We start from the raw sequence: 22,297 nt of genomic DNA, 5'->3' as shown, positions 1-22,297 counted from the left end.
CGATGCCGGCGCGGCGGCGCGCGGCCTAGCGTCCCGGTAGACGCACCGAGCAGCGGCGCGGCGATCGTTCAGGAGAGACCACCATGACTGACGAGCGGATCCACCGAGCCGTTTCTGCCGACGGCACCGAGATCGCCGGACGAGTACGGGGACGGGGGCCGGCGCTGGTCCTGGTCCACGGCGGGATCGGGGACGGCGACATCGCCTGGGAGGCACTGCTTCCCTACCTCACCGACCGGTTCACCTGCTATCTGCCGAGCACCCGCGGGCGAGGGCTCTCGGGCGACAATCCGGACCACTCGCCAAGGCGCCTGGAGGAGGATGTCACTGCGTTCGTGAACAGCATCGGCGAACCGGTCTGCCTGGTCGGCTGGTCGGGCAGTGGGGCGTGGGTGCTCGGCGCGGCCGCGCGCAGCGGGTCCGTGGCCGCCGTGGCCGTGTACGAGCCGGGTGTGGTGTCGGTGATGCGAGAAGACGACCTCGCCCGTACGTTCGCCACTATGGAGCAGGTGGGTACGGCGGCTGCCGAAGGCCGGCTCGTGGATGCGGTTCGCGCGTTCGCCCCTTGGATCTGCACCGGCGATGAGCTCGCCGCCTTGGAGCAGAAGGACTTCTACGAGCGATGGGCAGGCTGCGTCCCGGCGATGCTGCGATTCGTCCAGCAGGACGCGGCCTACAAGGGGCCCCGGTCCACTGACGCCCAGGTGCTCGAGACGGTAGCCGCACCGGTCCTGCTCCTGCGGGGCCAGCAGACGCTGCTCGCCAACTGGTTCGTCAATACGGCAAGGCACATCGCCCAGCACCTCGCCAACGCGCAAATCCGCGAACTGCAAGGCCTCGGGCACTTCGCCCCGCTGTTCGCCCCCATGCCGCTCGCCGAGAACCTGATCTCCTTCTTCGAGTCGATCCGCCAACCGGCCTGACCGCCTTCCGAGTGTCGACCACCCCAGACAGCGACCCCAGTAACGGTCGCTAACCAAAGTGCCCCTTCCTCACTGGGCGGACTTGCTCCGTCGCCGGAAAGCGGCCACCCGGGCTCGGTTCTGACAGGTGATCGAGCAGAACCGCCGGTGGGCGCCGGGCGATGCGTCGATGTAGGCGTCGGCGCAGCCGTCCGCCGCGCAGATTCCGAGGCGGTTTGGTTCGTGCTCGGCCAGTTGGGTTCGCAACGCCAGCGCGGCGGCGGCCAGCAACGCGTCTTGGCGGTCCTGCACGAGCCAGGCCGGCTCAATTCGCTCGGCGTCCATCTGCAGATGGGGCCGCACTGGCGTCTTGCTCAGCAAGTCGGCGACCTTTTCGACGCGCTCGCTGGTGTCCGCGGCGGCGAAGACCGGGAACAACGCGTTCGCGACTCGTTCAAGCTCGGTATCGGTCAAGTCTGCGACGACCTCTTGGGGTACGCCGCCGCGACGGGCCGTCGCCGTCATCGGCGGGAAGTCCGTTCGCCGTCCCGCTTCCCGCGGCACGGTGCCCCAACCGTTGACCAGCTGCACGAGCGTGTCCAACGGCATTGGCTCCACCTCCACTGTCACGCCGCCAGTGTAACGCAATGAGAGCTGTGAAGGCGTTGCATCCACGCCCCTCAGGGCGTAACGTGTTGAACGGGAGAATGGCGTTACAGCGAAGTGGTGTCGCATGCGGATGGACGATCACCCGACAGTGGCCACCCGGCGCGAATGGGTGGGCCTCGGCGTACTCGCGTTGCCGTGCATGGTCGTGTCGATGGACGCGACCGTCCTGAACCTGGCGGTCCCACTGCTCGTCGTCGACCTTCGACCGAGCGGTTCCGAGCTGTTGTGGGTGGTGGACAGCTACGCCTTCGTCGTCGCCGCGCTCCTCATCCCGATGGGCATCGTCGCCGACCGGTTCGGGCCACGTCGGCTGTTGTTGACGGGAGCCGCGTTGTTCGGCGCGGCATCGGTCCTCGCGACGTACGCCGGACAAGTCGAATTGCTGATCGCGGCCCGCATCCTGCTCGGTGCGGCAGGCGCAACGCTGATGCCGTCCACCCTGTCGCTGATCCGCCAGATGTTCCGGGATCCCGAGCAGCGGCGGACCGCCCTCGGCCTGTGGACGGCCAGCTTCGCCGTCGGCGGTCTGGTCGGACCCTTGGTCGGCGGCTTGCTGCTGGAAAGGTTCGGATGGCGCTCGGTCTTCCTCGTCGCCGTACCGGTGATGCTCCTGCTACTCGCCGCAGGACGCGCGCTGTTGCCGGAGCTGCGACGCAGTGGACGCCAGCCCATCGATGGTTTGAGCGCCGCGCTGTCACTCGGCGCCGTACTGGCCGTGGTGTACGGCCTCAAGCAGGCCGCCGAGAGCGGTCCAGACACCCACTCCGTTCTTGCCGTGGCCGTTGGACTCGTCCTCGGCGGCCTCTTCTTCCACCGGCAACGGCGGCCCGACCCCGTACTAGATCCCGCGCTGTTCCGCAGGCCCCTGTTCACCGTTCCACTGGCCGCAAACACCCTCGCCTTCTTTGCGCTCTACGGCACGCAACTACTCACCGCCCAGTACATGCAACTGGTTCTCGGTCTTTCACCGCTGCAAGCCGGCCTCCTGACCATCCCGGGCACGGTCGCGTTCTTGCTGACATCGCTCATCGCTCCACCGATCACCAACCGCCTGACGGCGCCGCCGGCGTTGACGATCAGCCTGTTGATCACCGCGACCGGGCTGGGGATCATGACCCATGCCGGGACGGAGGGCCCTTGGCCGGTGGTGACAGGCTCTGTGGTGTTCTCGATCGGCCTGGCCCCGGTCTACTTCCTGGCCGCCGACCTGACCGTCGCTGTTTCCCCACCCAGCCGAGCGGGTTCCGCCGCGGCAATCCTGGAATCGGGCGCAGAGCTCGGCGGCGCGTTCGGCATCGCGGTCCTCGGCAGCACCGTCGGCATCGCCTACCGGCACACCATCGCCGACTCCTTGCCGCCGACCATGCCTTCCGAACTACGCGAGACCGCTCAACGCACACTTGGCGGTGTGGCATCGGTGGCGGAACGTCTACCCGCCGCAGTCGGCGCGGACCTCATGGACTCCGCCCGCGCGGCCTTCCTGCACGGGTTCCGCTTAGCCGGAATCATCACCACCACGCTGATGATCGGCTCCGCGATCACGGCCGCGGTGACCCTCCACCGTCACAGGCCCGAGGGGCACCGAAGACCCAAGCGCCTCGCACAGCAGCATGGCGGTTCGCCTACTCCTCGAACCCAGCGTCGCGGATGCGACCATACGGCCCCACCGGAAGACGCCGATCGCGCGCAGATCCTCAGCTAAATGTCGGCGGCCATGGCGCTCAGATCTCGACCGACTGAGCCTGACCTCGGCAGATAGCTTGCCGTTCGGGGCGATTCCTGCAGAGGCTCGAGCAGTTCGCCGCCGAATGCCGCGGGGGGACGCATCGATGCATTGCTACCGGGTACCGGGGTCGCAAGAGCCCCGGAGACTCGAGAATCCGGGTGCTCGAGGCCCCGGCGTTCAAACAGTTGCAGCGCCGGGGTCTACATATGACCCGAGGAGTGTCCGATTCCGGACAGGAGGCGCGTGCCGCTGGCCTCGGTGCGAACGGAGTGCCCCGGCCCAGGGGTCGGGGCACCCGTCCCGTGTGGGCCGGGGGGTAAGGCGCCACACGTTGGGGGGACCTTCAAGGTACGCCATCATGTGCGCGCAGAGGAGAGGTCGCTCGGCCGAAAGGCGACGTCGAGACGTACTACGAGGTCGGCCAGCGGCACAGCCGACTGCTGGCCCAGGCCGAGCCTCTTGCCGACGGTGGCACCAACCGGGAGGAAATCGCCGGCGGTGATGCTGCAGCACGCCGGCGGAGGTTCAGCGTACGCGGGTCGCGGGCGAGGCGGACGTTGCACAGAGTGGAAACGGTCACCGCGGGGGGCCGGGGACAAGTTATAGTCTGCCGGGTCTCGAAGTCTTCGAGACGGAAGTTCTGGAGGGGGACTCCTTTGATGAAACTGCAGCGCCTTGCGCTTGCTGCGGCCGGCCTCGGCCTGCTCGCCGCGACCACCGCTTCCGGTCCGGCGGTCGGCCAGACCGACCCGAAGCCGTACTTGTCGAGCAAGGCCGCCCAGCCGAACTCGGTGAAGGCTGCCGCCACCGCCGAACCCTGCGTCAGCTGGGTCGGCGTGCCCACCGCGTCGGCCACCGTGCAGGAGATCGATGTCACGCCGGCCAGGCCGCCGCGGGCGGAGGTGTACGAGCCGTTCAAATTCGTGGGCACCCGGGCCAACGCGACGTGGTACCTGGCGTCGAACGCCACCGGCAGCCAGCTCTACTTCTACGGCCTGTTCCTGCAGAGCGGGAACCTGTACCGGCACACCACCTACATCCCGCTCGACGGCGACCGTCCGCCGGTGCCGACCTTCAAGCGGATCGGGTCGGGCTGGACCAGCTTCAAGTCGATCGCCACGTCCAACTACAGCGTCGCGCAGCCCCGGCACGCCTACCTGTACGGCCTGAACACCAACGGCAACCTGTACCGCTACGCCCAGGTCAACGGCGGCTTCCGGTCCCTCGGCTACTTCCCCGGGTTCCGCGGCTTCAAGGCGATGACCGTCATCAGCGAAACCGCGACCTACGACACGCTGCTGATGACCACCAACGCCGGCGCGCTCTACACCATCCGGATCCCGGTCACCGCGACCGCCAAGCCGGTCGTCAAGCTGATCCGCAGCACCGGCTGGGCCGCCTACGAGTCCCTGGTCGTCCAGGGCTGCGGCACCCGCGGCGGCTCCCTGGTCGTCGCTGTCGACCACAACACCCAGGCCGGCTACCAGTACGCCATGAGCAAGGCCAACGGCACCGCCACCGCGATCACGTCGTACGGCAAGATCCCGGCGGTCTTCAACGGCGTCAACCACGTGTCCTTCACGACGCACTACGACCAGCTGGTCGGCGAGTAACCCCAGCGGTTCCAGCCACCCGCTGAGGCAGAAACTCCAACCCCGGGGACGCCGCGACTGCGGCGCCCCCGGGCTTCTCTGTCCCGGGTGCCCCGGGCTGGCGCTCAACGAAAGTGGTGCCGGCGTAGTACTGGGAACCCCTGAGCGGAGTACGGCGTACCGGACGGCTCGGTGGGGTTTCGCGTGCGTGCCGATGGCAACGAACGGGATCCGGACTGGGGACTCCCTTTGATACAAGGGGTGACGGGGTCCTTACCAGCGGAACTTCTCGGACGCGCCATGCAACTAAACGGGATGTTCGCTGCATCTATCTATTGAATCCGGGCGAGCCTCTTGGCCCCCCGGACGCAGAGGGGATGAACACCACCAACCGCACAGGCCTTGGGGACAGCCTGTCTCCATACCGGTATAGTCCATAATTTTGTGAGGGGGCGTAGGACAACGCCGTGGATCAGAACACAGGCAAGCGCCGAAACAACCAGCCGGCACCCCCGGGCAGCGCGCCGGCCACCCGGGACGGGATGCCGGCGCGGCTCGACGCACCCGTCCGGCTGCTGGTGGGCCCGGCCAACTTCGCGGGTCAGGGCACCCGCTGGGCACGCGCGCTCGAGGAGCGGGTGCCCAGCACGAAGGCGACCTCGTTCGCCTTCTTCAAGGGAGTCCTCGACTACCCGGTCGACTACGGCGTTCCGGCGCGCACGTACCGGCGCAACCCTCGATGGCGGCTGAACTTCTACAACCACGTGGTGCGCAACTACACGCACGTGCTGATCGAGGCGGCGCGGCCGATCTTCGGCCCGCTGTACGGACCGGACGCGTCCGGCGAAATTCCGTACCTGCTCGCCAAGGGCCTGCAGGTGGGGCTCATTGCCCACGGCTCCGATGTCCGCATCCCCAGCCGGCACGTCGAGACCGAACCGTGGTCGCCGTTCCCCGACCTCGAGGACGAGACCGTCGAGCTGCTCGAGCGCAACGCCACCCGCGGGGTCGAGCTGTTCACGTCGTACCCGGGCCCGGTGTACGTCTCGACGCCCGACCTCCTCGACTATGTCCCCAACGCTGTCTGGTGCCCGGTGGTCGTCGACGTCGACACCTGGCGCAGCGACGCCCCGGTGCTCGAGCACGAGAAGCCGGTGGTGGCCCACGCGCCCAGCAAGTCGGCCATGAAGGGCTCCGAGCTCATCGACCCCATCATGGAGAGCCTGGCCCAGCGCGGCCTCATCACCTACCGCCGGGTCGAGGGCGTCGACCCGGCGGATATGCCGGCCGTCTACCGCGACGCCGACATCGTCCTCGACCAGTTCCGCGTCGGCAGCTACGGCGTCGCCGCGTGCGAGGCCATGGCGGCGGGCCGGATCGTGGTGGGCCACATCGCCGAGCATGTCCGCGACCGGGTGGCCGCAGACACCGGCCTCGAGTTGCCCATCGTCGGTGCGACGCCCGACACCATCGAGCAGGTCGTGCTCGACCTCATCTCGAACCCGGAGCGGAGCCGCGAGGTCGCCGCGCGCGGGCCGGTCTTCGTCGAGCAGGTGCACGACGGCCGCCGGTCGGCCGAGGCGCTGGCCGCGTTCGTCGAGCAGCCGAGCACAGTGCCGGCTGACTGGAGGCCGCCCTGGATCCGGCCCAAGGTCGTCATGATGGCCGGGAACGACATCGTCGTCGACGCCCGCGTGCTCAAGTACGCGCAGACGGTGGCCAACTGGGACCTCGACGTCACCTGCATCGGCATCCCCGGACGCAGGCTCCGGGGCGTCCGCCAGCTCGGCAAGGTGCAGGTGTTGTGCCCGCCCATCCAGTCGAAGGTGCTGGTCACGGGGTGGCGCAAGCGGCTGACCAACCTCAAGGCCAGCCTCAAGGCCAACCTGAAGCCGTGGTTCAGCACCGAGGCCGAGTACACGCGGGCCTACGGCCGCTGGCAATACGCGAGCCGCGAGCTGCGCGGTGACCGCGGCCGCGACCGCCGCGACCGCGAGCGCACCGGCGGCGAGTCCGGCTCGTCCGTGCCGGTCCGGCGGTCGGCTCTCGACCGGCTGCAGCGGGCGGCGCGCTGGCGGTCGCTGCGGCTGCGCCGCGCCATCCTGCACGCCCGGGCGTACCTCGTCCGGCGGGCGAAGAAACAGGTCGACCTCACCGACATGGGCATCGGCAAGCGGCGTGAGTGGCTGCTCACCCTCTATCGCCACTTGCCGTCGGGCCGCTGGCGGCGGGTGATGCCTGAGCTGGTCGACCAGGAGTTGACGCTGGGCCCGCTGCTCGACCGCCTCCACATCGAGGTCATCCACGTGCACGACGTGTTCATGCTCGGTATCGCGGCGCGCGCCGCGCACCGGGCGGCTCTGGACGGGCGCACCATCAAGATCATCTACGACGCCCACGAGTACATCCCGGGCGTGCCGGTGGTGGCCCCGCGCCGGGTCGCCGCGTACGCCGACCTCGAGCGCGAGTTCATCCGCGACGCCGACCGCGTCATCACGGTGTCCGAGCCGCTGGCCGGCTGGCTGCAGCGCGACCACAAGCTGGCCCGGCTGCCCGACGTCGTACTCAACGCGCCGGTCGAGCCGCCCGAGGACGCCGAGGTCACGGGTCTGCGCGAGCATCTGCAGCTGTCCGAGGACGTGCCGCTGCTGGTGTACGGCGGCGGCGTCAACCGTGCCCGCGGCGTCGGGACGGTCGTGGAGGCGCTGCCGCAGCTGCCCGAGGTCCACCTCGCGATCGTCGCGCGGGCCAACTCCGTCACCGCGGAGTTGCAGGCCCGCGCCGTCGAACTGGGCGTCGGCGACCGCGTCCACCTGGCGCCGTTCGTCGATGCCGAGGTCGTGCCGCTGTACCTGCGCTCGGCCAGCATCGGCCTCAGCCCGCTGCTGCACGCGCCCAACCACGACATCGCGGTGACGAACAAGTTCTGCGAGTACATCGCCGCGGGCCTGCCCATCATCACCAGCGACACCCCGGCCCAGGCCGACCTGGTCAACGAGCTCGACCTCGGCGCGGTCTACACCGCGGGCGATGTGGAAAGCCTCGTGCAGGCGGTCTGGACGGTGCTCGCCGACCGCGACCGCATCGCCAAGCGAATCGCCGACGACCCCGAGCTGCAGCACCGGTTCTCCTGGGCCGCACAGGCCGAGGTCATCCGGTCGGTGTACGCCGACGTCATGGGGAAGCTGCCCGACGCCGCATGGGCCCCCGGCGCCACCACCGTCCGTCAGCTCATCCCCGGCCCGCCGGAGCCCCCGCAGACGAAGTGGCGCACCGTCAAGAAGGACGCGGCGAAAGCTCCCGAGCGCGACCGGATCAAGGCCTCCGACATGAAGCGTTGAACTGCCGGGAGGTGGCGCGGGGCAACTGATCAGGAATCGAGAAGCGGGGGTCGGGTCGCGCTACTAGCGTCACCGCCATGGCAACCATCGAATTTGTCACCATCGAGGTGGCCGACACCACGGCTGCCAACCGCTTCTACAGCGCCGCGTTCGATCTGGGTGCTCGCGTGCGCTTGAGGCCCTCGGAGGCACCGACGACCGGCTTCCGCGGGTTCACGCTGTCGCTCGTCGTGTCGCAGCCAGGCACGGTCAACAGTCTCATCGACAGGGCACTCGGCGCCGGCGCGACGTCGCTGAAGCCGGCCGCGCGATCACTGTGGGGGTACGGCGGCGTCGTACAAGCCCCGGACGGGACGATCTGGACAGTCGCGTCTTCGGCGAAGAAGGACACCGGACCGGTCACCCGGCAGATCGACGACCTCGTGCTGCAGCTGGGAGTCGCGGATGTGGCCTCTAGCAAGCAGTTCTACAGTGACCGCGGCTTCGACGTGGCGAAGAGCTATGGCCGCAGGTACGTCGAGTTCGGTACTGCGTCGAGTCCGGTGAAGCTGACGCTGTATCGGCGTCGCGCCCTCGCCAAGGTCGCGGGCGTCCCCGCCGACGGCACGGGCTCGCATCGACTGGTGATCGGGAGCGATACCGGGCCCTTCACCGACCCGGACGGCTTCGTGTGGGAGCAGGCTTCACCACTCGAGGACGAGACCACATGACTCATCGCAAGGGGGGCCGATGCGGGGTGAGCAGGAGGCTGATGGTGCGGTTCTGTGTCGGCGTACCGAACGGGGCCATCCGCTGATCGCCGGACTGCAGTGTGAAGGTCGTCAGTGGAAGTCCGGATGCCCGGCTGAGCTGCTGGGTGGCGGTCCGGGCGCGGAGCAGCGCCGTACCGGAGCCGCCCGACGAGCTGCTCCCAGGTACGGCGACCGAGTGGCCGGTGACCGTGATCGCAGCATCGAGACCGGCCACCTGCTTGCCGAGGGCAACCAAAACGTCCCGGCCGGCTGGAGTGAGTTCCGCGCCCCGGGAGAACAAGCCCTGCTCGAAGAGAACGCGGACAGCGTCGGGCCGCCGCTGGACGATGAGCCCCGGGCCTGCGACCGCGGCCTCGATCGCGTCCAGCTCGGCATCCAACGCGGCCGCGGCCGCCCGCCGTCGCGCCTCGATCGCGGCCAACTGCCGAGCCAACCGATCCGCACGCTCCTGCGCACCCGTGTCGACCGTCGGCACAGCAGTCGTCGGGGCGGGCGTCGGCTCCGCCGCGACCGGCCGGTCTTCTTCAAGCTGAACCGTGAACACCGCCAGTACCGCGACCGCCACAACACCGGCCGCCGCACCGACGATCGGCAGCGCCGGCCGAGCCCGGCGGCGACCGGCCAAAATCCCCGCCACCGTCTTGCGCCCGGCCGCGGCGGCCGGGTCATCCGGCCTGATCTCCTGCACGCGCGTCCAGTACTCGTCAGCATCGGCCCATCGCCTCTGCTGGGCCGCGATCCGGGCGAGCAGGTCCAGTACGTCCGGTCCAGGCTTGTCGACCTCGGTCAGCAGCGCGGCGGCCCGGTCGAGGTGACCCTGCCGAGCGAGCTCGGCGGCCCGGCTGAGGGCGAGTTGCTGATGGAGTTCGCCGGCGACGGTCATGGTTTGATCAACCCGATGACCTTGCTCTGCTCGTCGCGGGGGATCATCCGGATCAGGCGCTGGTTGACGCTATCGAGCGCGCGTTCGTCGCCGGCGGAGATGGCCCGCTGCCCTTCGCGGACCAGGTTGTCGGCCTCCCGGGTCGGCGGCAGCAGACCCGGCTGCTCGGTCAGTCCGTAGAACAGCCGGATCGGCCAGCCGGGCTGGCGGCTCTCGAGCCGGACCAGGAACTCGCCGGTCCGGTCGATCTGAGTGCGCACCGCCTCGATGTCCTGGTCGTCGATTGCCCGCTGAGCCTGCTCCCGCAGGGCGGCGAGCTCCTGGTCGTCGCGCGCGGACGGAGATCGAGCGGCGAGTTCACCGGCCTCGGCCAGCAGCTCCAGCAGTTGCCGGACCAGCGGAGGAAGACCGGCCGCGGCCTCGACGCCGTCCAGCTCGGCGTGCAGATCGCGCAGCCGGTCCTCCGCTGTCGCGGCCGCACCGGCATCGGTGGACGCCGCGCGAACCTGCTCGCGCGCCGTCGTCAACGTCCCTTCCGCCTCGAGCCGGTCCAGCCGCTCCCGGACCTCCGGATTGTCGTCCGCCGTCCGCGCGTCCTCGACCCGGCGTTCGGCGTCGGACAACAACGTGTGCAGCGTTTCGCTGCTCGGCGTACGGATCGAGTCCAGGTCGATCTCGGCCTCGAACTGTGCCTGGATCAGAGGTACGTCGGCGACCACGGTCACCAGGTTGGACGCATCCACCTCGAAGGTCACCTCGACCTCCGTCCCGGCCGGCAGATCGAGCTGTACGTCGACCGGCCGAATCTCCAGCGTGCCGACCAGCCGGTTCCGATCCGCGCGTGCCCGCTCGCCTTGCACCACCGGGATCCGGATCACCGCGTCGTCGTCGCGGCGGTGCAGGGCCTGTGCGGTCCGGAACGTCTCCCGGACCCGCGTAGGGACGCCGGCACCCTTGCGCAGCAGCGGCGAGAACGCCCGGTCGGCCAGCTGGATGCCGAGCGAATGTGTCAGCCGGGCGCCGCCGAACTCCACCTCGCGATGCGTGATCGACAAGGTGTTCGGGGACAGCTTCTGCGGTGCGCCGGTCGGGTCGAACAGCTCGATGGTGAACCGCGACGTACGGCGCTCGTCGATGTCGACCTCGGTGGCGAACGCACCGACGCGGTTCAGCGCGATGTTGCCGGATCGGAACGGCGGCCGGCCGTCAGGGTTCGCGAGCACCACCGAGTACCCGGTCCAGTCGAGGTCCCGCCCCGCCCGCAACCGTCCGGCCACCGTCGGAGTGGTGGTCGTGACACTCGGCTCGTAAGCCAACTCGACGGCGTACTCACCGGCTGCGGGCGTCGTCGACCTCGGCGCCGGATGCCTGACCGTACTCGCGAACACAGCCGCGCCGCGGGCTACCACCGTGGTGGGATCGAGTCGGGTGTCCAGCTCGATGCCAAGGCCCTCGGCCGGATCGGCAAGTCGTTCCCGCAGGCCCGGGGAGAGCGTGACGCCGCCGACCAGCAGGAGCTTGTCGATCGCGTCCGGCGACAGCCCGCTGTCCCGCATCGCCTCCCGGCAGAGGTTGATCGAGCGGACGTAGTACGGCTCGGCGACCCGGTCGACCTCGTCGCGGGTCAGCGTGTACTCGAACAGCTCGGTCAGGCCGCCGCCGGCGTCCAGCTCGACCATCACCGCAGCCGAATCCGAGCGCGACAACGCGATCTTGGCCTCTTCGGCCGCCGTCTTGAGCCGCGCAAAGCTGACTCGCCAGTTCGGCGCGTCGCGGTGGAAGTCGGCCAGGCCGAGCTCGCGGGCCGCGGCCGGGGCCAGGACGCGATCGACCAGGGCCCAGTCGATCAGCTTGCCGCCGAGATACGGATCGCCTGCGTGGTTCAGCACTCGCAGGTCGCCGTCGCGCTTGCTCACCACAGCCGCGTCGAAGGTCCCGCCACCGAAGTCGAACACCATCCAGTACGCCCTGTCGGAGGTGTCGTGCAAGCCATACGCGAACGCCGCCGCCGTCGGCTCCTGGACCAGCGGGCAGCCGGGCACGAATCCGGCCAGTACGGCCGCCTCGACGGTCGCCTTGTTCTGGTTCAGCGAGAAGGCGGCCGGGACCGTGATCACCGCGGCAGTCGGCGCCTCCCCGTTGAGGTGCAGCGCAGCATCCGCACGCAGTGCCTTCAGCACCTCGGCGGACAGCTGCGGCGGTGTGAGCCGTACGCCGGCCCGCGCGAAGGTCTTGCCGGCGTCGGCCAGACCCATCTCCTGCTTGAACTCCACCGCGGTGTTGTCCGGGTCCAGCTCCGCCCGCTCCCGGGCCTTCGTGCCGACCCGGGTCAGCCCGGGCCGCGGCAGCCAGACCGCCGAGGGGGTGATGTCGCGGCCGTCGTCGGTGCTCTTGATCACCCTGAGCGTGTCGCCCTCGGCCAGCGCGATCGCGCTGTTGGTGGTACCGAGGTCGATGCCGAAGTCGATCGTGTCACGCATGGCTGTCCTTGGGGTCGGCGACGGGGGCGATGGGTACGGCGACGATCACCTGAGCGATCTGGATCCGACGGTCGTGGTGGTAGACCGCGGGGCGGACTGTCTCGGTCACGGTCTCGGCGGTGACCCCGGGATCCTCGGAGTACAACAGGACCTCGACCGATCGGCCGGAGTGAAAGGGCTCGCCGTCGTGGTCCTGGAGGGTGAGACCCGCCTCGGCCAGGGCCTCGACACACGTGCGCAGGTAGCGTGCGGCCTGCCTGCCCTGCGCCTCTTGCTTGCCTTGAGCAAGTTTTCGCTGCGCCCGCCACAGGTTCGTGGCCGCCTCCGCGAGCGCCTTGTCGTCCGATGGCGGGTCCTGGGGCACGGCGACGGAAGCCGCCGCGGCGAGCTCGTCGAGGTAGCGCTCGATCTCGGCGCGCTGGTCCGCGGACCAGCGCGGCTCCGGGATCCGGAACGCCTTGTGCTGCAGCCATTGCCGGGTCTTCACCAAACTCATCCCAACCGCCCTTCGAACGGCTTGCCGTCCACCCGATGCACCAGGCAGTACGTGTAGATCTCCCGCGACGGGTCGGTCCACCAGCTTCGGTCCGGCCAGCCGACGGCGGTCGTGTACCCGGGCAGGTTCGGGACCACCTTCGAGCAGGCCTTCTTCGCCTTCGCGAGGACGGCGTCGTCGCCGGGCCACTTCTCCCCCGGCTCGAAGATCGTCGGGTAGCCGAAGACCTGCGCCCAGTGCTTCACCTCGCACCGCACCACCGGCACCTTCCCGATCGCAGCCGTGCCGATCGACCCCTTCGCCTGGATGCAGGTGCCGACCGGGGCGCTGACGGCCACGTTGCCGCCGTACAGGTCCATCGCGACCGCCTTCGGATCGGACGGAGCGTCCTCTTTGACCTTCTGGCCCGCCGGGATCTCCGCACCGTCCCGGCGACGGACGATGCAGGCCGCGTAGTTCTCGTACTTGTTCCCGGCATCCTTGCCGGTGTTCCAGTACTCCGCCCGGGCGAAGATCGCCGCGGTGTCGTACTCGTCCGGCGACAAGCCCTGCTGCACCAACTCCTCGCCGCACCGGAACGTGCCCAGCGCACTCGCCTGCACGTCACCCGGGTACTCCGCCGGCACCTTGGTGAGCGGTGCGTACGCCAGCACCTCGCCCCAATGTGGTTCGTCGCAGTCGCCGAGCCGAAGCGCGGTGGGTCTGGATCTCCAGTCGTCCTTCTGCTGGCCCAAACAGGTGCCGGGCTTGGGGTTGTCGGCGATCCTGGCCGAGAACACGCTCACCGTCGTACTGTCGAACGCATCGCAGCGGGACAGACCGTACCCGATCGCCGCGATCACCAGCAGCCAGAAGAGGACCCGCGGCCACCGTCGCGGCGGCCGGTAGTACGTCGGCAAGTAGCTCGGGTACGTCGGGTAGCTGGGTGACCGGGTCGGCGATCCGCCGCGACTGTTGAAGCTCTTGAGCAATCTGCGCGTCTCGAAGGATCCGTCGGCGATCTCCCGCAGGATCCGGTCGATCTCCGCCCGCAACGTCGGCGAGTCGGTCTCATTTCGGGCCTCCCGGAGGAGGGCGATCGCCGCGGACCGGCCGTGGACATCGAGCAGCAGACCGACCTGCTCCTCGAAGTCCTGCATCGCGGTGCGGCTGGCCCGAAGCGTCTCCTGGTTCGCCTCGATCAGATCCTGGTCGCGAGGGTCGATCACCAGGCTGGCCGCGGTGTCGAGCCACCTCGCCGCCCGGCCGTCGGCAACCTCATCGCGGTCGAGCAACTGAACCGCGCAGTTGTTCAGCAGGATGGCGAACTGGTCGTGCAAGATCGCCGTACGGTGATGCCGATCGGGAGGCACGAGGGTATCCAGCTTGCGCAGCGCGGGTACGACGTTGCGCTCGATCTCGGCGGCGATCGCGTTCGGGCTCTCCTGCCGGGACCGGCGGTTGAGCGCGCTCCGGCGTTGCTCGAGGTCTTCGTACAGGGGCGACACCGCCGCCTCGATCAGCTGGTCGACCAGGCCCGCCGGTGCCGGCCAGCGCCTCGCGTCGTGCAGCAGCCGGGACGGCTTTGTCTTCGTCGTCGCGGCCAGGTCAGTCAGCGGCTTCAGGAGTGTCCGCTGCAATTCGTCGTCGATCAGATCCAGGGCGGACCGGTCGAGTTGCCGATCGTCCAGCTCCCGTACCCGGTGATCCAAGTGATCCCAGAACTCGTGGGCGTCCAGCAACTTGCCCCAGTCGCGGCCGGCGCTGGACCAGTGCTTGTCCCGCACCGTGAGTGCGGCCTTCCGGCCGTCGTCGTCCCTCAGCTCCGCCTCGATCGCCGTCGCGTGCGCTTGTACGGCGGCGTCGTGGCGCCGGTGGATCTCGGGTGGGCAACCGCACTTGCTCACGTCGTCACCCCACGGCGCGAACACCTCGTGCACCAGCCGGCGACGCGGATCACCGAGAATCAGGTCGCAGGCGGCCTGGACTTCGGCAGGGTCGCTGGAAGCGTTCGGACCGAGGTCCACGTCGGCGCCGACCTGCAACGCCGCACGCAGTCGCTGCAGCACCTGCCTGGTCGTCCGCCGGTCGACGGTCGCCGTCAGCCCGCTGATCCGGAACGCGTTGCGCCGATAGAGTTCCGGACCGGCGAGCGCCCGTAGTTCGCCGGTGATCACCTCCGTCACCAGCCTGGCTCCCAGCCTGCTCGCCTCACTCGCCACCCCGCAATCGCTCGTGCCCCAGAATTCGATTCTCGCGGCGCCCGGGGTTCGCCCACCACCGCTACGGAGCGGCGCGAACCGGATAGACCCGATCCTGGATTACCCCTGGATCAGCTCTGGACCAACCCTGGACCTCGACACGCCCGATTGCAGCGCCGTGCCGCCTGCCTATGTCCAACGGATAGACCAGGATGAACAACGCACTTCGGCTCAACTGGTGTAACGGTTTTGCCGGTGGACAACGGGAGACGAACTCCAATCGGTGTCCCGGAATGGCGGATTCAAACGTCGTTGTCGTGGTCGTTTTGCAGCTGTAACTGGGTGCCGGAATCCAGGGCGATATTTACGCAATTGTGCGGCGGCCGACGGGCGGAAGTGTCATCGTCTTTTCTATCGTGCCAGGACAGGTGCGGCGGGCCACACCCCCGCCACAGACGTCTTGGAGGGATGATGAGCAGATCTGTTCGGGCGGTCGGCTCGGCCGGCCTGGCTGCGCTGGCCCTGCTGACGATGGTGACCGCGACAGGCGCCGATGCGACGAGCACAGCGGGAGCCGGACCGGCCGCGCCGCCGACGTTCAAGAACTACGTCGCGCTGGGCGACAATTACACCGCCGCGCCGCTGGTGCCTCCATTGGATCTGTCCGCACTGGGATGTATGCGGTCGGGCGGCAACTACCCGGCGCTGCTCGGCCCGAAGCTGAAGGTGCCCAAGGTCACCGACGTCAGCTGCGCGGGAGCGGACACGACGCATGTGAAGGCGGCTCAAGCGACCCCCGTCGGATTCGTGCCGCCGCAGGCCGGGGTGCTGACCAAGCAGACCGACCTCGTGACGATCGGCATCGGGGCCAACGACTTCGCTGTCTTCCCGTCGTTGCTGGGGGTCTGCCCGACCCTGCAGAAGTCGGAGCCCACCGGTGCGCCGTGCGCGAAGCACTTCACCGTCGGCGGCAAGGACGTCCTGAAGGAGAGCATCGCCAGGATGCAGACTCGGCTGACGCAGACGCTCAAGGACATCAAGGCACTGGTCGCCCCGAAGGCCACGATCGTCCTGATCGGGTACCCGCAGCTGGCCCCTCCGCAGGGGACCTGTCCCGAGCTGCCGTTGGCCAAAGGCGACTACGCCTATGTGAACGCGATCCAGACGACGCTCAACACTGCGCTCACCGCCGCGGCCAAGGCGGCCGGCGCCCGGTACCTGGACGTGTTCAAGGCATCCGCGGGACACGACATCTGCAAGAAGACGAAAGCCTGGGTCCAGGGCAAGGACCTCGACCTCATGAAAGCCGCCAGCTACCACCCGCTCGCCATCGAGCAGACCGCCGTGGCTGACCTCATCGTCAAGCTCGTCTCGAGCCGCACGCCGACCTTCACCAGCGCCGAAGAAGCCACCTGGCACGCCGAGGCCGAGAAGCGCGCCAACTCCTCCGCCGCCCTCCTCAGCAACCCAGCCACCCGCCAATCCATCCTCAACCGCCTGCAGCAAGGCGGCCTCTTCACCACACCCTGACAACCTCGTGCCGGCACACGCTGACGACCTACGCGTTCGCCGGCCCGGCGGCGGCCCGGCCCCGGAGGGCCGCGACGAGGCCCAGCGAGGAGAGTTCGATGTCGGTGAGCTCGGCATGCAGCTTGCGGACCTCGTCCTCGCCCCAGGTCGGTGAACTGAACCGGTGATGAGTGATCGCTGTGATCATGAGGAATCGAGCCTGGGTGGAATCGAAACCACCGTTGAGCCAATCTGCACTTTCCATGCCGGCCACCTGCTGACTATGCGGACCCACTCGAGGGAGTCAATGGGCTTCGGTACTTTCATGCTGGCCTCGAACCGAGCCGCCGTCGCCCCTGCCAGCGGCCTTCCTGGTGGCAGGACAGCCAGAACTCGGACTACCTGCTGGCCGGTACCGAAGGCGCACCCACGGCCGCCCGGCGACGCACTACGGCTTGGCGCGTCGCCTTGACCGGCCCCTGAGGCTGCGGCGCTCGTCCTCGGACAGGCCACCCCACACACCCGCGTCCTGACCCGTCTCCATAGCCCACCGCAGACACGCGTCGACCACATCGCACCTGCGGCAGATGCGTTTCGCCGCCTCGGCCTGCAACTGCGCCGGTCCCGTGGACCCGACGGGGAAGAACAGGTCCGGATCCTCCTCGACACATGCGCCACCCGACCGCCAGTTCGACAGCGTCGCCACATTCGACACCGGTCGGCCAGTTGCGGAACTCAGCATGGCCATCGCACTCCTTCCGAGAAGGTCTCCTCGCGACCCAGCGTCGCTCCCCCGGCGACACCTGTCGTCACGGCCAGCACCGGTGGTCTGGTCGTGCCTGCCGGAATGTCGACGTACCTGCTAGCTGGAAGGCCTCGTGCCAGGGCTTGGTACGGCGCGACGGGGAACTTGCCTGCGGCATCGAAAATGTGTGGTGCAGAGCCGCTGGGCGGCGCTCTCCTCGCCCAGTCCGCACTTGGTGCCCGTGTAACCATCGTCGTGGGAAGGAGTTTCGGCATGCTTGGATTCCTGCAGCAGGTCGGCGAGCAGACGGGTGCGTGGTTCTATCTGGTCGCCGCGGGCGTGGTTTTCGCCGAGGCGGGAGTCATGGCCGGATTCGTCGTACCCGGCGAGACCGCCTTGATCGTGGCCGGATTCGCTGCTCGGCAAGGCTGGATCGCCTTGTGGCCGATGATCGGGATCGCGATCGCCGCCGCCGTTCTCGGAGACAGCGCCGGCTACGAGATCGGTCGCCGGTTCGGGCCCGCACTACGGGCCTCACGATGGGGCCGCCTCGTCGGCGACCGCCGCTGGTACCGTGCCGACGCCCTCCTGCACCGGTACGGCGGACGGGCCGTCCTGCTCGGCCGGTTCACCGCCGGCCTGCGGGCACTCGTCCCCGGCATGGCGGGCATGGCCCGGATGCGTTATCTGCACACCTTCCTGCCGTGGAACATCGCGGGCGCAGTGGCCTGGGGTACCGCATGCGTGCTCCTGGGGTACGGCCTCGCCGATTCGCTTGCGACGGCAAGCCGGCTTCTCACCGTGGGACCTTTGGCACTTGTCGCCGTCGCCGCGGTCGCCCTGGTCCTGGTGAGACTGCGCAAGCGCCATATGACCCACCGCTGAGAGGCACTGGGTGCCGGGAGGCCGACCCGGGTCGGCTCAGCCTGTGGCAGTCTCGGCCCGGCGTGGGCGGGTCGAAACCTTCCAGTCGGTGAGCAGGTGCTCCGCGAAGAGGTTGTCGACGGCAAGGGAGCAGCGTGCCCCGAACAGTACGTCGCCGATCGCGCCGGGGTGCTGTTGCACGTAGCTGCCGCAGAGGTCGTGCGCCGCGATCTGCTCGTGAACCGCGTCCGCTTCGACGTGCTCGGTGAAGTAGCGTGCCTGTTCTTCGGACGCGCCGAGTCTGGCGGCTCCGGCGGCGTACTGGCGATTGGGGAGAGTGGAGGTCATCTCGAGTGCTGCCAGGTGACCGAGGAGCGCGGCCGTCCAGCGGCGGTGGATCGCGAACAGCGACATCACGTTCGACACGGCCAAGGTGACGGCCGGCACCGCGGGCACGTAGAAGCCGTAGCTGTCGTCGAGGCCGAGCCAGCGCATCGTCGTACGGAACAGTTCGGAATGCATCCGTTCCGGGCGGCCTCCGCCGTACTCGTCGGCTTCGATCTCGACCAACGCCGCCTTGGCAGCGCCGTCGAGGCGCGGGATGCCGAAGCTGTGCGGGTCTGCCTCCTTGAGTTGGTAGACAGACCGGTTCAGCACGAACTGGCGGAACTGCTCCCTGGTGGCGTGCCGACGGAGGTACGGCGCCAGCCGGGGACCGTCATCGGCGTCGATCAGTGCCACAAGTTGCTCCGCGACGGGTTGGTCGGTCGGGGGGATCCGGCAGTTCGCTTCCAGCCAGTCGACCCAGGGCCGCTCCAACCGGGCGCGGAAGGCAACGATGCCCGGATCCCATTGGAAATCTGGGTCCACCCCGTCGAAGCCGCGGTACTGCAGCTCGTAGGCGACCCACAGCGCCAGTTGCAGATCATCGTCGGCGAACGGCCGATCGGATGCCTCGACCGCGGTGGTGAGGTCTTCGTCGCTGCCTCCCGTGAGCCGGTCGTTCAACCAGGCGCTGAGCGGCCCGCGTGGGGGTGGTAGCTGCATGCATGTCTCCTCGAGGCATCGGGCGACGCTCCGGTACCCGCCGGAAAACCGTCGTGAATCGTCCGCAGGTGGGTACTTCCTGTTCATGACCTCGAAGGACGACAGCGCGACCCAGATCCGCGCCTACCCGGACGGTCCGATTCTGGTCCGCGGCGACTTCCAGCTCCTGGACGAGGACGGCGATCCGATTCCGGCCTCACGCCGTACGATCGCGCTGTGCCGCTGCGGCCGCACCGCCATCCCGCCCTTCTGCGACGGGACCCACACCCTGCCCCGGCACCCGGCGGCAGGCTAGGGAACCGCCGTCACCAGCGGGGCGTTCGGGCGGTCGCCCGGATGATCACCACGTCCTCCTCGTCGACATCGGCGGGGATCGTGCCTGCAGCCTGCTGCGCTCGCATCAGCGGGCCCAGCGGACCCCGCCGGCGCTCTCGCACCTCGACGTCCACCAGACCGACCCGGCGCAGCCGCCGCAAGGTGACGTCGATGCCGATGAGGGACGAGTGCACGAGGAGCAGCACCCCACCCGGCTGCAGGTGAGCCGGGGCCTCGTCACATAGCGTGTCGAGAACGATTCTCCCGTCCTGGCCCGCCTCCCAGGCGCGGCTCGCCCCACGACGGGGTACGTCGGGCCTCGGCGACGGCACGTACGGCGGGTTACTCACGATCAAGTCGAACCGCTCGCCGGCCACGGGACCGAACGTCCGGCCCCGGAGTGTCCGGACGCGCACACCCAGGCGGAGCGCGTTCAGCCGGACCGTCAGCAGCGCTCGCCGAGAGACGTCGATCGCGGTCGTGGTCGCGCCGCACTCCGCGGCGGTGAGGGCGAGAACCCCGCTCCCGGTGCAGACGTCGAGCGCCTGCGAGCCTGGGCCGAAGCCCTCCTGGCGGATGGCGTCGGCCAGCATCCACGAGTCGGAGATCGGGGCGAAGACGCCCGGAAGGGTCAGCAGCTTCATGCGGTGAACACCTCCGCGAGCCATGGAACGACGCGCTCAGGACCGAGCGCCCGGAGGTGCTCCACGGGTGGGTCCTCCACCATGGCTCGTACGTCGTCCAGGCCGCTCGGCGCGTAGGGCTCGGCGGCGTCGATGAGGTCGTGAAGGCAGCGGCGGGTGGGTCGGGCCTCACCGGTGCGGAGGTCGAGGAGCTCTCCGCGGACGCCGTCGCGGAGCGCGGCCCACCGGTTCTCCGCGATCCGCCAGGTTGGCGCCGGCGGTGGGAGCTCGCCGAGGTGGTGCCGCTCGGCAAGCCTGGCAGCGAGCGCGTGGACGAGCCGGGCCACGGCACTGGTCAGATTCACGGTCGCCTGTACGTCGAGGACCCGGAGCTCGAGCGTGCCGTAGCGGACATGCGGTCGGAGCTCCCACCACCACTCCGAAGCGTCGGTCACGGCGCCGCCTCGGACGGCCCAGGCGAGGTCCTCGGCGAACTGCTCCCAGGAGGCGATGATCGGCGGGACGCCCTGGCGGGGCAGCTCGGAGGCGATCACCGGACGCACAGAGCACAGGCCGGTGTCCCGACCGCCGGCGAAGGGGGCGGCCCCGGCCAACGCCGCCAGCTCAGGAAGCAGGTCTCGCAGCCCGTGATAGACACCCAGCGTGCAGTCTGCATCGCCGAACGCCAGGTGCACTTGCAAAGACGAGACCAGCTGCCGGCCGATCACCTCGCGGTAGCGTGCCCCGAGCCCGACGGCCCGTGTCGTGGGCGCCAGTTCGGTGGGCCCGTCCAAGAGCGGGTGAACGGGTGCGGCGATCGCGGCCAGGTCGGGACCGCAGGCGGTGGCGACCAGCGCTCGGCACGAGCGCAGCTCCTCAACGGCGTCCGCCACGTCCTCGTGAACGGACGTCGCAATCTCGAGCTGGCATGCCGGCAGCTCGGGCTTCACTCGGGGGTCGCCAATGCCGGCGACGACAGTGGCGGCCTCCGCGGGCAGCCAGCTCCGCCGGTGCACCACCAGGAGCTCCTCTTCGAACCCCACGGTTCCGGCGACGGTGCTGGAAAACAGTGACCGAAGCGAAGGAGCATCGAGGGGCGTGCCGGCCCGCTGATCAGCTGGCGCGGGCCCGAGCGGTCCTTGGAACCCGCTCCGATCGATCACGGACGCGCCCAGCAGCGGACGGCTCGGTCCCGCCCCCATCTCGGGGTGGACGGACTTGGCGTGGGTCAAGCAAGTCTCCTGTCCGTGCCCGGGCGCAGCGGCCGTCCCGGCCTTCCCGAGGCTCCCCTCTGAACCCCGCAGTCGCCCGGTAACCCGCGGGCGCCCACCTCAACCCCTCGGGCTGATGGTGGGGAGCCTGCCCGTGTCGAGGAGGTGCTGGGCTACGTCGCGCAGCTTGGTGTTCGAGTCTTGTGAGTAGCGTTTCAGGATGGCGAAGGCGCGGCTCTCGTCGATGCTGAAGCGCTCCCGCAGGATGCCCACAGCCTGGCCGACGCGTTGGCCGGCGTCCACAGCTTCGACGAGGGAATCGCGCTCTCTGGCCGTCGCGATCGCGACTGCGCCGTAGGTGGCCACGCGCGGTGCTTTGGCGTCCTCGGCGTCGAAGCTGTGCGGCTGTTCACCGATCAGCGTCAAAACGCCGAAGGTGGAGTTGGAGGCCGTGAGTGGAATGGCGAAGATCGAGCGGCCGCGGGGTGCCACGCGGCTGATCCACAGTGGCCAGCGGGTTTCGCGGGCGGTGTCGGGGACCAGGACGCTCAAGCCGGTCGAGATCGCGGTCAGACAGGGGCCCTCGCCGCAGTCCAGCTGCGCGAGCAGTGCGGCGCGTGATGCGTCGTCGGTGGCGGCTCCTGCCGTGATCCTGGCGCGATGGCGCAGCGCGATGGTCGCATGGTCGCAGGCCAGGAAATCGAGGGCGAAGTCCAGCAACCGGTCCATCGTCTGCTGCGCGTCGGGTGCCTCGTGCAGCTCCACGACCAGGTTTTCCAGGCGGTCCTCGTCGAGGACAGGCCCCGGCCGGGGAAGTGATCGTGCGGTGCGGTCGAGCTGCGTCGGGTCTGTCGGCTGAGGCTCTTGGTCGGCTGCGGGGAAGGTCATTGGTTCCTCCGAGTTGGAACCGAGGTGGTTCCACTGCACTCGATACCCTGGCCGGCCACACCACTGCTTGACGT

Annotated in this window: 19 protein-coding genes; 8 read left to right on the top strand and 11 right to left on the bottom strand. The window is 69.2% G+C overall.

The genetic code is table 11. The features are described 5' to 3' along the window. The first annotated feature begins 83 nt into the window (after positions 1-83). Positions 84-923, top strand: a complete 840-nt coding sequence (locus tag ACYVOK_RS18555; protein ID WP_460663699.1) for an alpha/beta fold hydrolase — start codon at positions 84-86, stop codon at positions 921-923. A 69-nt stretch (positions 924-992) separates the two neighbouring features. On the opposite strand, the gene ACYVOK_RS18550 is transcribed toward ACYVOK_RS18555, so the two are convergent. After that, a complete protein-coding gene (locus tag ACYVOK_RS18550; RefSeq protein ID WP_460663698.1) occupies positions 993-1,532 on the bottom strand; it encodes a CGNR zinc finger domain-containing protein in 540 nt (179 codons plus the stop codon). Positions 1,533-1,635: 103 nt separating this feature from the next. Here ACYVOK_RS18550 and ACYVOK_RS18545 point away from each other — a divergent pair, with 103 nt between their 5' ends. The 4 genes from ACYVOK_RS18545 (at position 1,636) to ACYVOK_RS18530 (ending at position 8,940) form a co-directional block, all read left to right on the top strand. Continuing rightward, complete coding sequence (locus ACYVOK_RS18545; RefSeq protein WP_460663697.1) at positions 1,636-3,273, top strand: MFS transporter; 1,638 nt, start codon at positions 1,636-1,638, stop codon at positions 3,271-3,273. Between the two features lie 683 nt (positions 3,274-3,956). Continuing rightward, entirely contained in the window at positions 3,957-4,910 is a 954-nt protein-coding gene (locus ACYVOK_RS18540) for a hypothetical protein (protein WP_460663696.1), read from the top strand. 446 nt (positions 4,911-5,356) lie between these two features. Beyond that, positions 5,357-8,230, top strand: a complete 2,874-nt coding sequence (locus ACYVOK_RS18535; RefSeq protein WP_460663695.1) for a glycosyltransferase — start codon at positions 5,357-5,359, stop codon at positions 8,228-8,230. A 77-nt stretch (positions 8,231-8,307) separates the two neighbouring features. Beyond that, the gene (locus ACYVOK_RS18530; RefSeq protein WP_460663694.1) at positions 8,308-8,940 is read left to right on the top strand and encodes a VOC family protein; all 633 of its coding nucleotides are present in this window, start codon (positions 8,308-8,310) and stop codon (positions 8,938-8,940) included. A 1-nt stretch (position 8,941) separates the two neighbouring features. Here the strand turns inward: ACYVOK_RS18530 and ACYVOK_RS18525 are convergent, their stop codons facing one another. The 4 genes from ACYVOK_RS18525 to ACYVOK_RS18510 are packed head-to-tail and all read right to left on the bottom strand — an operon-like array spanning position 8,942 to position 15,006. Further along, positions 8,942-9,865: a hypothetical protein gene (locus ACYVOK_RS18525; RefSeq protein ID WP_460663693.1), complete on the bottom strand. Its 924-nt coding sequence runs from the start codon at positions 9,863-9,865 to the stop codon at positions 8,942-8,944. After that, positions 9,862-12,345, bottom strand: a complete 2,484-nt coding sequence (locus ACYVOK_RS18520) for an Hsp70 family protein (protein WP_460663692.1) — start codon at positions 12,343-12,345, stop codon at positions 9,862-9,864. The genes ACYVOK_RS18525 and ACYVOK_RS18520 overlap by 4 nt, the downstream gene beginning before the upstream one ends. Further along, on the bottom strand, positions 12,338-12,841 hold the full coding sequence (locus tag ACYVOK_RS18515) for a hypothetical protein (protein WP_460663691.1): 504 nt from the start codon (positions 12,839-12,841) through the stop codon (positions 12,338-12,340). Before ACYVOK_RS18515 ends, ACYVOK_RS18520 begins: the two co-directional genes overlap by 8 nt. Then, the gene (locus ACYVOK_RS18510; protein WP_460663690.1) at positions 12,838-15,006 is read right to left on the bottom strand and encodes a hypothetical protein; all 2,169 of its coding nucleotides are present in this window, start codon (positions 15,004-15,006) and stop codon (positions 12,838-12,840) included. Before ACYVOK_RS18510 ends, ACYVOK_RS18515 begins: the two co-directional genes overlap by 4 nt. Positions 15,007-15,492: 486 nt before the next feature. Between ACYVOK_RS18510 and ACYVOK_RS18505 the strand changes: the two genes are divergently transcribed. Continuing rightward, complete coding sequence (locus ACYVOK_RS18505) at positions 15,493-16,551, top strand: SGNH/GDSL hydrolase family protein (protein WP_460663689.1); 1,059 nt, start codon at positions 15,493-15,495, stop codon at positions 16,549-16,551. A gap of 28 nt (positions 16,552-16,579) precedes the next feature. On the opposite strand, the gene ACYVOK_RS18500 is transcribed toward ACYVOK_RS18505, so the two are convergent. Both ACYVOK_RS18500 and ACYVOK_RS18495 read right to left on the bottom strand, forming a co-directional pair. Continuing rightward, positions 16,580-16,738: a hypothetical protein gene (locus tag ACYVOK_RS18500; RefSeq protein WP_460663688.1), complete on the bottom strand. Its 159-nt coding sequence runs from the start codon at positions 16,736-16,738 to the stop codon at positions 16,580-16,582. A 240-nt stretch (positions 16,739-16,978) separates the two neighbouring features. After that, positions 16,979-17,272: a WhiB family transcriptional regulator gene (locus tag ACYVOK_RS18495; RefSeq protein WP_460663716.1), complete on the bottom strand. Its 294-nt coding sequence runs from the start codon at positions 17,270-17,272 to the stop codon at positions 16,979-16,981. A gap of 276 nt (positions 17,273-17,548) precedes the next feature. Here ACYVOK_RS18495 and ACYVOK_RS18490 point away from each other — a divergent pair, with 276 nt between their 5' ends. Beyond that, a complete protein-coding gene (locus ACYVOK_RS18490; protein WP_460663687.1) occupies positions 17,549-18,160 on the top strand; it encodes a DedA family protein in 612 nt (203 codons plus the stop codon). 36 nt (positions 18,161-18,196) lie between these two features. Here the strand turns inward: ACYVOK_RS18490 and ACYVOK_RS18485 are convergent, their stop codons facing one another. Beyond that, positions 18,197-19,186 carry an iron-containing redox enzyme family protein gene (locus ACYVOK_RS18485; RefSeq protein ID WP_460663686.1) on the bottom strand — a complete coding sequence of 330 codons (990 nt, stop codon included), beginning with the start codon at positions 19,184-19,186 and terminating at the stop codon, positions 18,197-18,199. A gap of 85 nt (positions 19,187-19,271) precedes the next feature. Here ACYVOK_RS18485 and ACYVOK_RS18480 point away from each other — a divergent pair, with 85 nt between their 5' ends. After that, positions 19,272-19,481, top strand: a complete 210-nt coding sequence (locus tag ACYVOK_RS18480; protein ID WP_460663685.1) for a CDGSH iron-sulfur domain-containing protein — start codon at positions 19,272-19,274, stop codon at positions 19,479-19,481. A gap of 10 nt (positions 19,482-19,491) precedes the next feature. On the opposite strand, the gene ACYVOK_RS18475 is transcribed toward ACYVOK_RS18480, so the two are convergent. The 3 genes from ACYVOK_RS18475 to ACYVOK_RS18465 form a co-directional block, all read right to left on the bottom strand. Further along, positions 19,492-20,145: a HemK2/MTQ2 family protein methyltransferase gene (locus ACYVOK_RS18475; protein WP_460663684.1), complete on the bottom strand. Its 654-nt coding sequence runs from the start codon at positions 20,143-20,145 to the stop codon at positions 19,492-19,494. Next, complete coding sequence (locus ACYVOK_RS18470; RefSeq protein ID WP_460663683.1) at positions 20,142-21,167, bottom strand: carboxylate-amine ligase; 1,026 nt, start codon at positions 21,165-21,167, stop codon at positions 20,142-20,144. The genes ACYVOK_RS18475 and ACYVOK_RS18470 overlap by 4 nt, the downstream gene beginning before the upstream one ends. A gap of 288 nt (positions 21,168-21,455) precedes the next feature. Next, entirely contained in the window at positions 21,456-22,223 is a 768-nt protein-coding gene (locus ACYVOK_RS18465; protein WP_460663682.1) for a GAF and ANTAR domain-containing protein, read from the bottom strand. Positions 22,224-22,297 lie beyond the last annotated feature (74 nt).

The organism is Kribbella swartbergensis, from assembly GCF_054784135.1.
Note: the sequence above shows the minus strand (reverse complement) of the source record. Positions and strands in the feature narration are given on the sequence as shown.

What these genes read in the sequence shown, in the direction of transcription:
- ACYVOK_RS18490 (WP_460663687.1), top strand. Translation starts at nt 17,549, where the DNA reads ATGCTTGGATTCCTGCAGCAGGTCGGCGAGCAGACGGGTGCGTGGTTC.
- ACYVOK_RS18525 (WP_460663693.1), bottom strand. Translation starts at nt 9,865, where the DNA reads ATGACCGTCGCCGGCGAACTCCATCAGCAACTCGCCCTCAGCCGGGCC.
- ACYVOK_RS18505 (WP_460663689.1), top strand. Translation starts at nt 15,493, where the DNA reads ATGAGCAGATCTGTTCGGGCGGTCGGCTCGGCCGGCCTGGCTGCGCTG.
- ACYVOK_RS18475 (WP_460663684.1), bottom strand. Translation starts at nt 20,145, where the DNA reads ATGAAGCTGCTGACCCTTCCGGGCGTCTTCGCCCCGATCTCCGACTCG.
- ACYVOK_RS18555 (WP_460663699.1), top strand. Translation starts at nt 84, where the DNA reads ATGACTGACGAGCGGATCCACCGAGCCGTTTCTGCCGACGGCACCGAG.
- ACYVOK_RS18515 (WP_460663691.1), bottom strand. Translation starts at nt 12,841, where the DNA reads ATGAGTTTGGTGAAGACCCGGCAATGGCTGCAGCACAAGGCGTTCCGG.
- ACYVOK_RS18540 (WP_460663696.1), top strand. Translation starts at nt 3,957, where the DNA reads ATGAAACTGCAGCGCCTTGCGCTTGCTGCGGCCGGCCTCGGCCTGCTC.
- ACYVOK_RS18495 (WP_460663716.1), bottom strand. Translation starts at nt 17,272, where the DNA reads ATGCTGAGTTCCGCAACTGGCCGACCGGTGTCGAATGTGGCGACGCTG.
- ACYVOK_RS18480 (WP_460663685.1), top strand. Translation starts at nt 19,272, where the DNA reads ATGACCTCGAAGGACGACAGCGCGACCCAGATCCGCGCCTACCCGGAC.
- ACYVOK_RS18545 (WP_460663697.1), top strand. Translation starts at nt 1,636, where the DNA reads ATGCGGATGGACGATCACCCGACAGTGGCCACCCGGCGCGAATGGGTG.
- ACYVOK_RS18500 (WP_460663688.1), bottom strand. Translation starts at nt 16,738, where the DNA reads ATGATCACAGCGATCACTCATCACCGGTTCAGTTCACCGACCTGGGGC.
- ACYVOK_RS18520 (WP_460663692.1), bottom strand. Translation starts at nt 12,345, where the DNA reads ATGCGTGACACGATCGACTTCGGCATCGACCTCGGTACCACCAACAGC.
- ACYVOK_RS18530 (WP_460663694.1), top strand. Translation starts at nt 8,308, where the DNA reads ATGGCAACCATCGAATTTGTCACCATCGAGGTGGCCGACACCACGGCT.
- ACYVOK_RS18485 (WP_460663686.1), bottom strand. Translation starts at nt 19,186, where the DNA reads ATGCAGCTACCACCCCCACGCGGGCCGCTCAGCGCCTGGTTGAACGAC.
- ACYVOK_RS18465 (WP_460663682.1), bottom strand. Translation starts at nt 22,223, where the DNA reads ATGACCTTCCCCGCAGCCGACCAAGAGCCTCAGCCGACAGACCCGACG.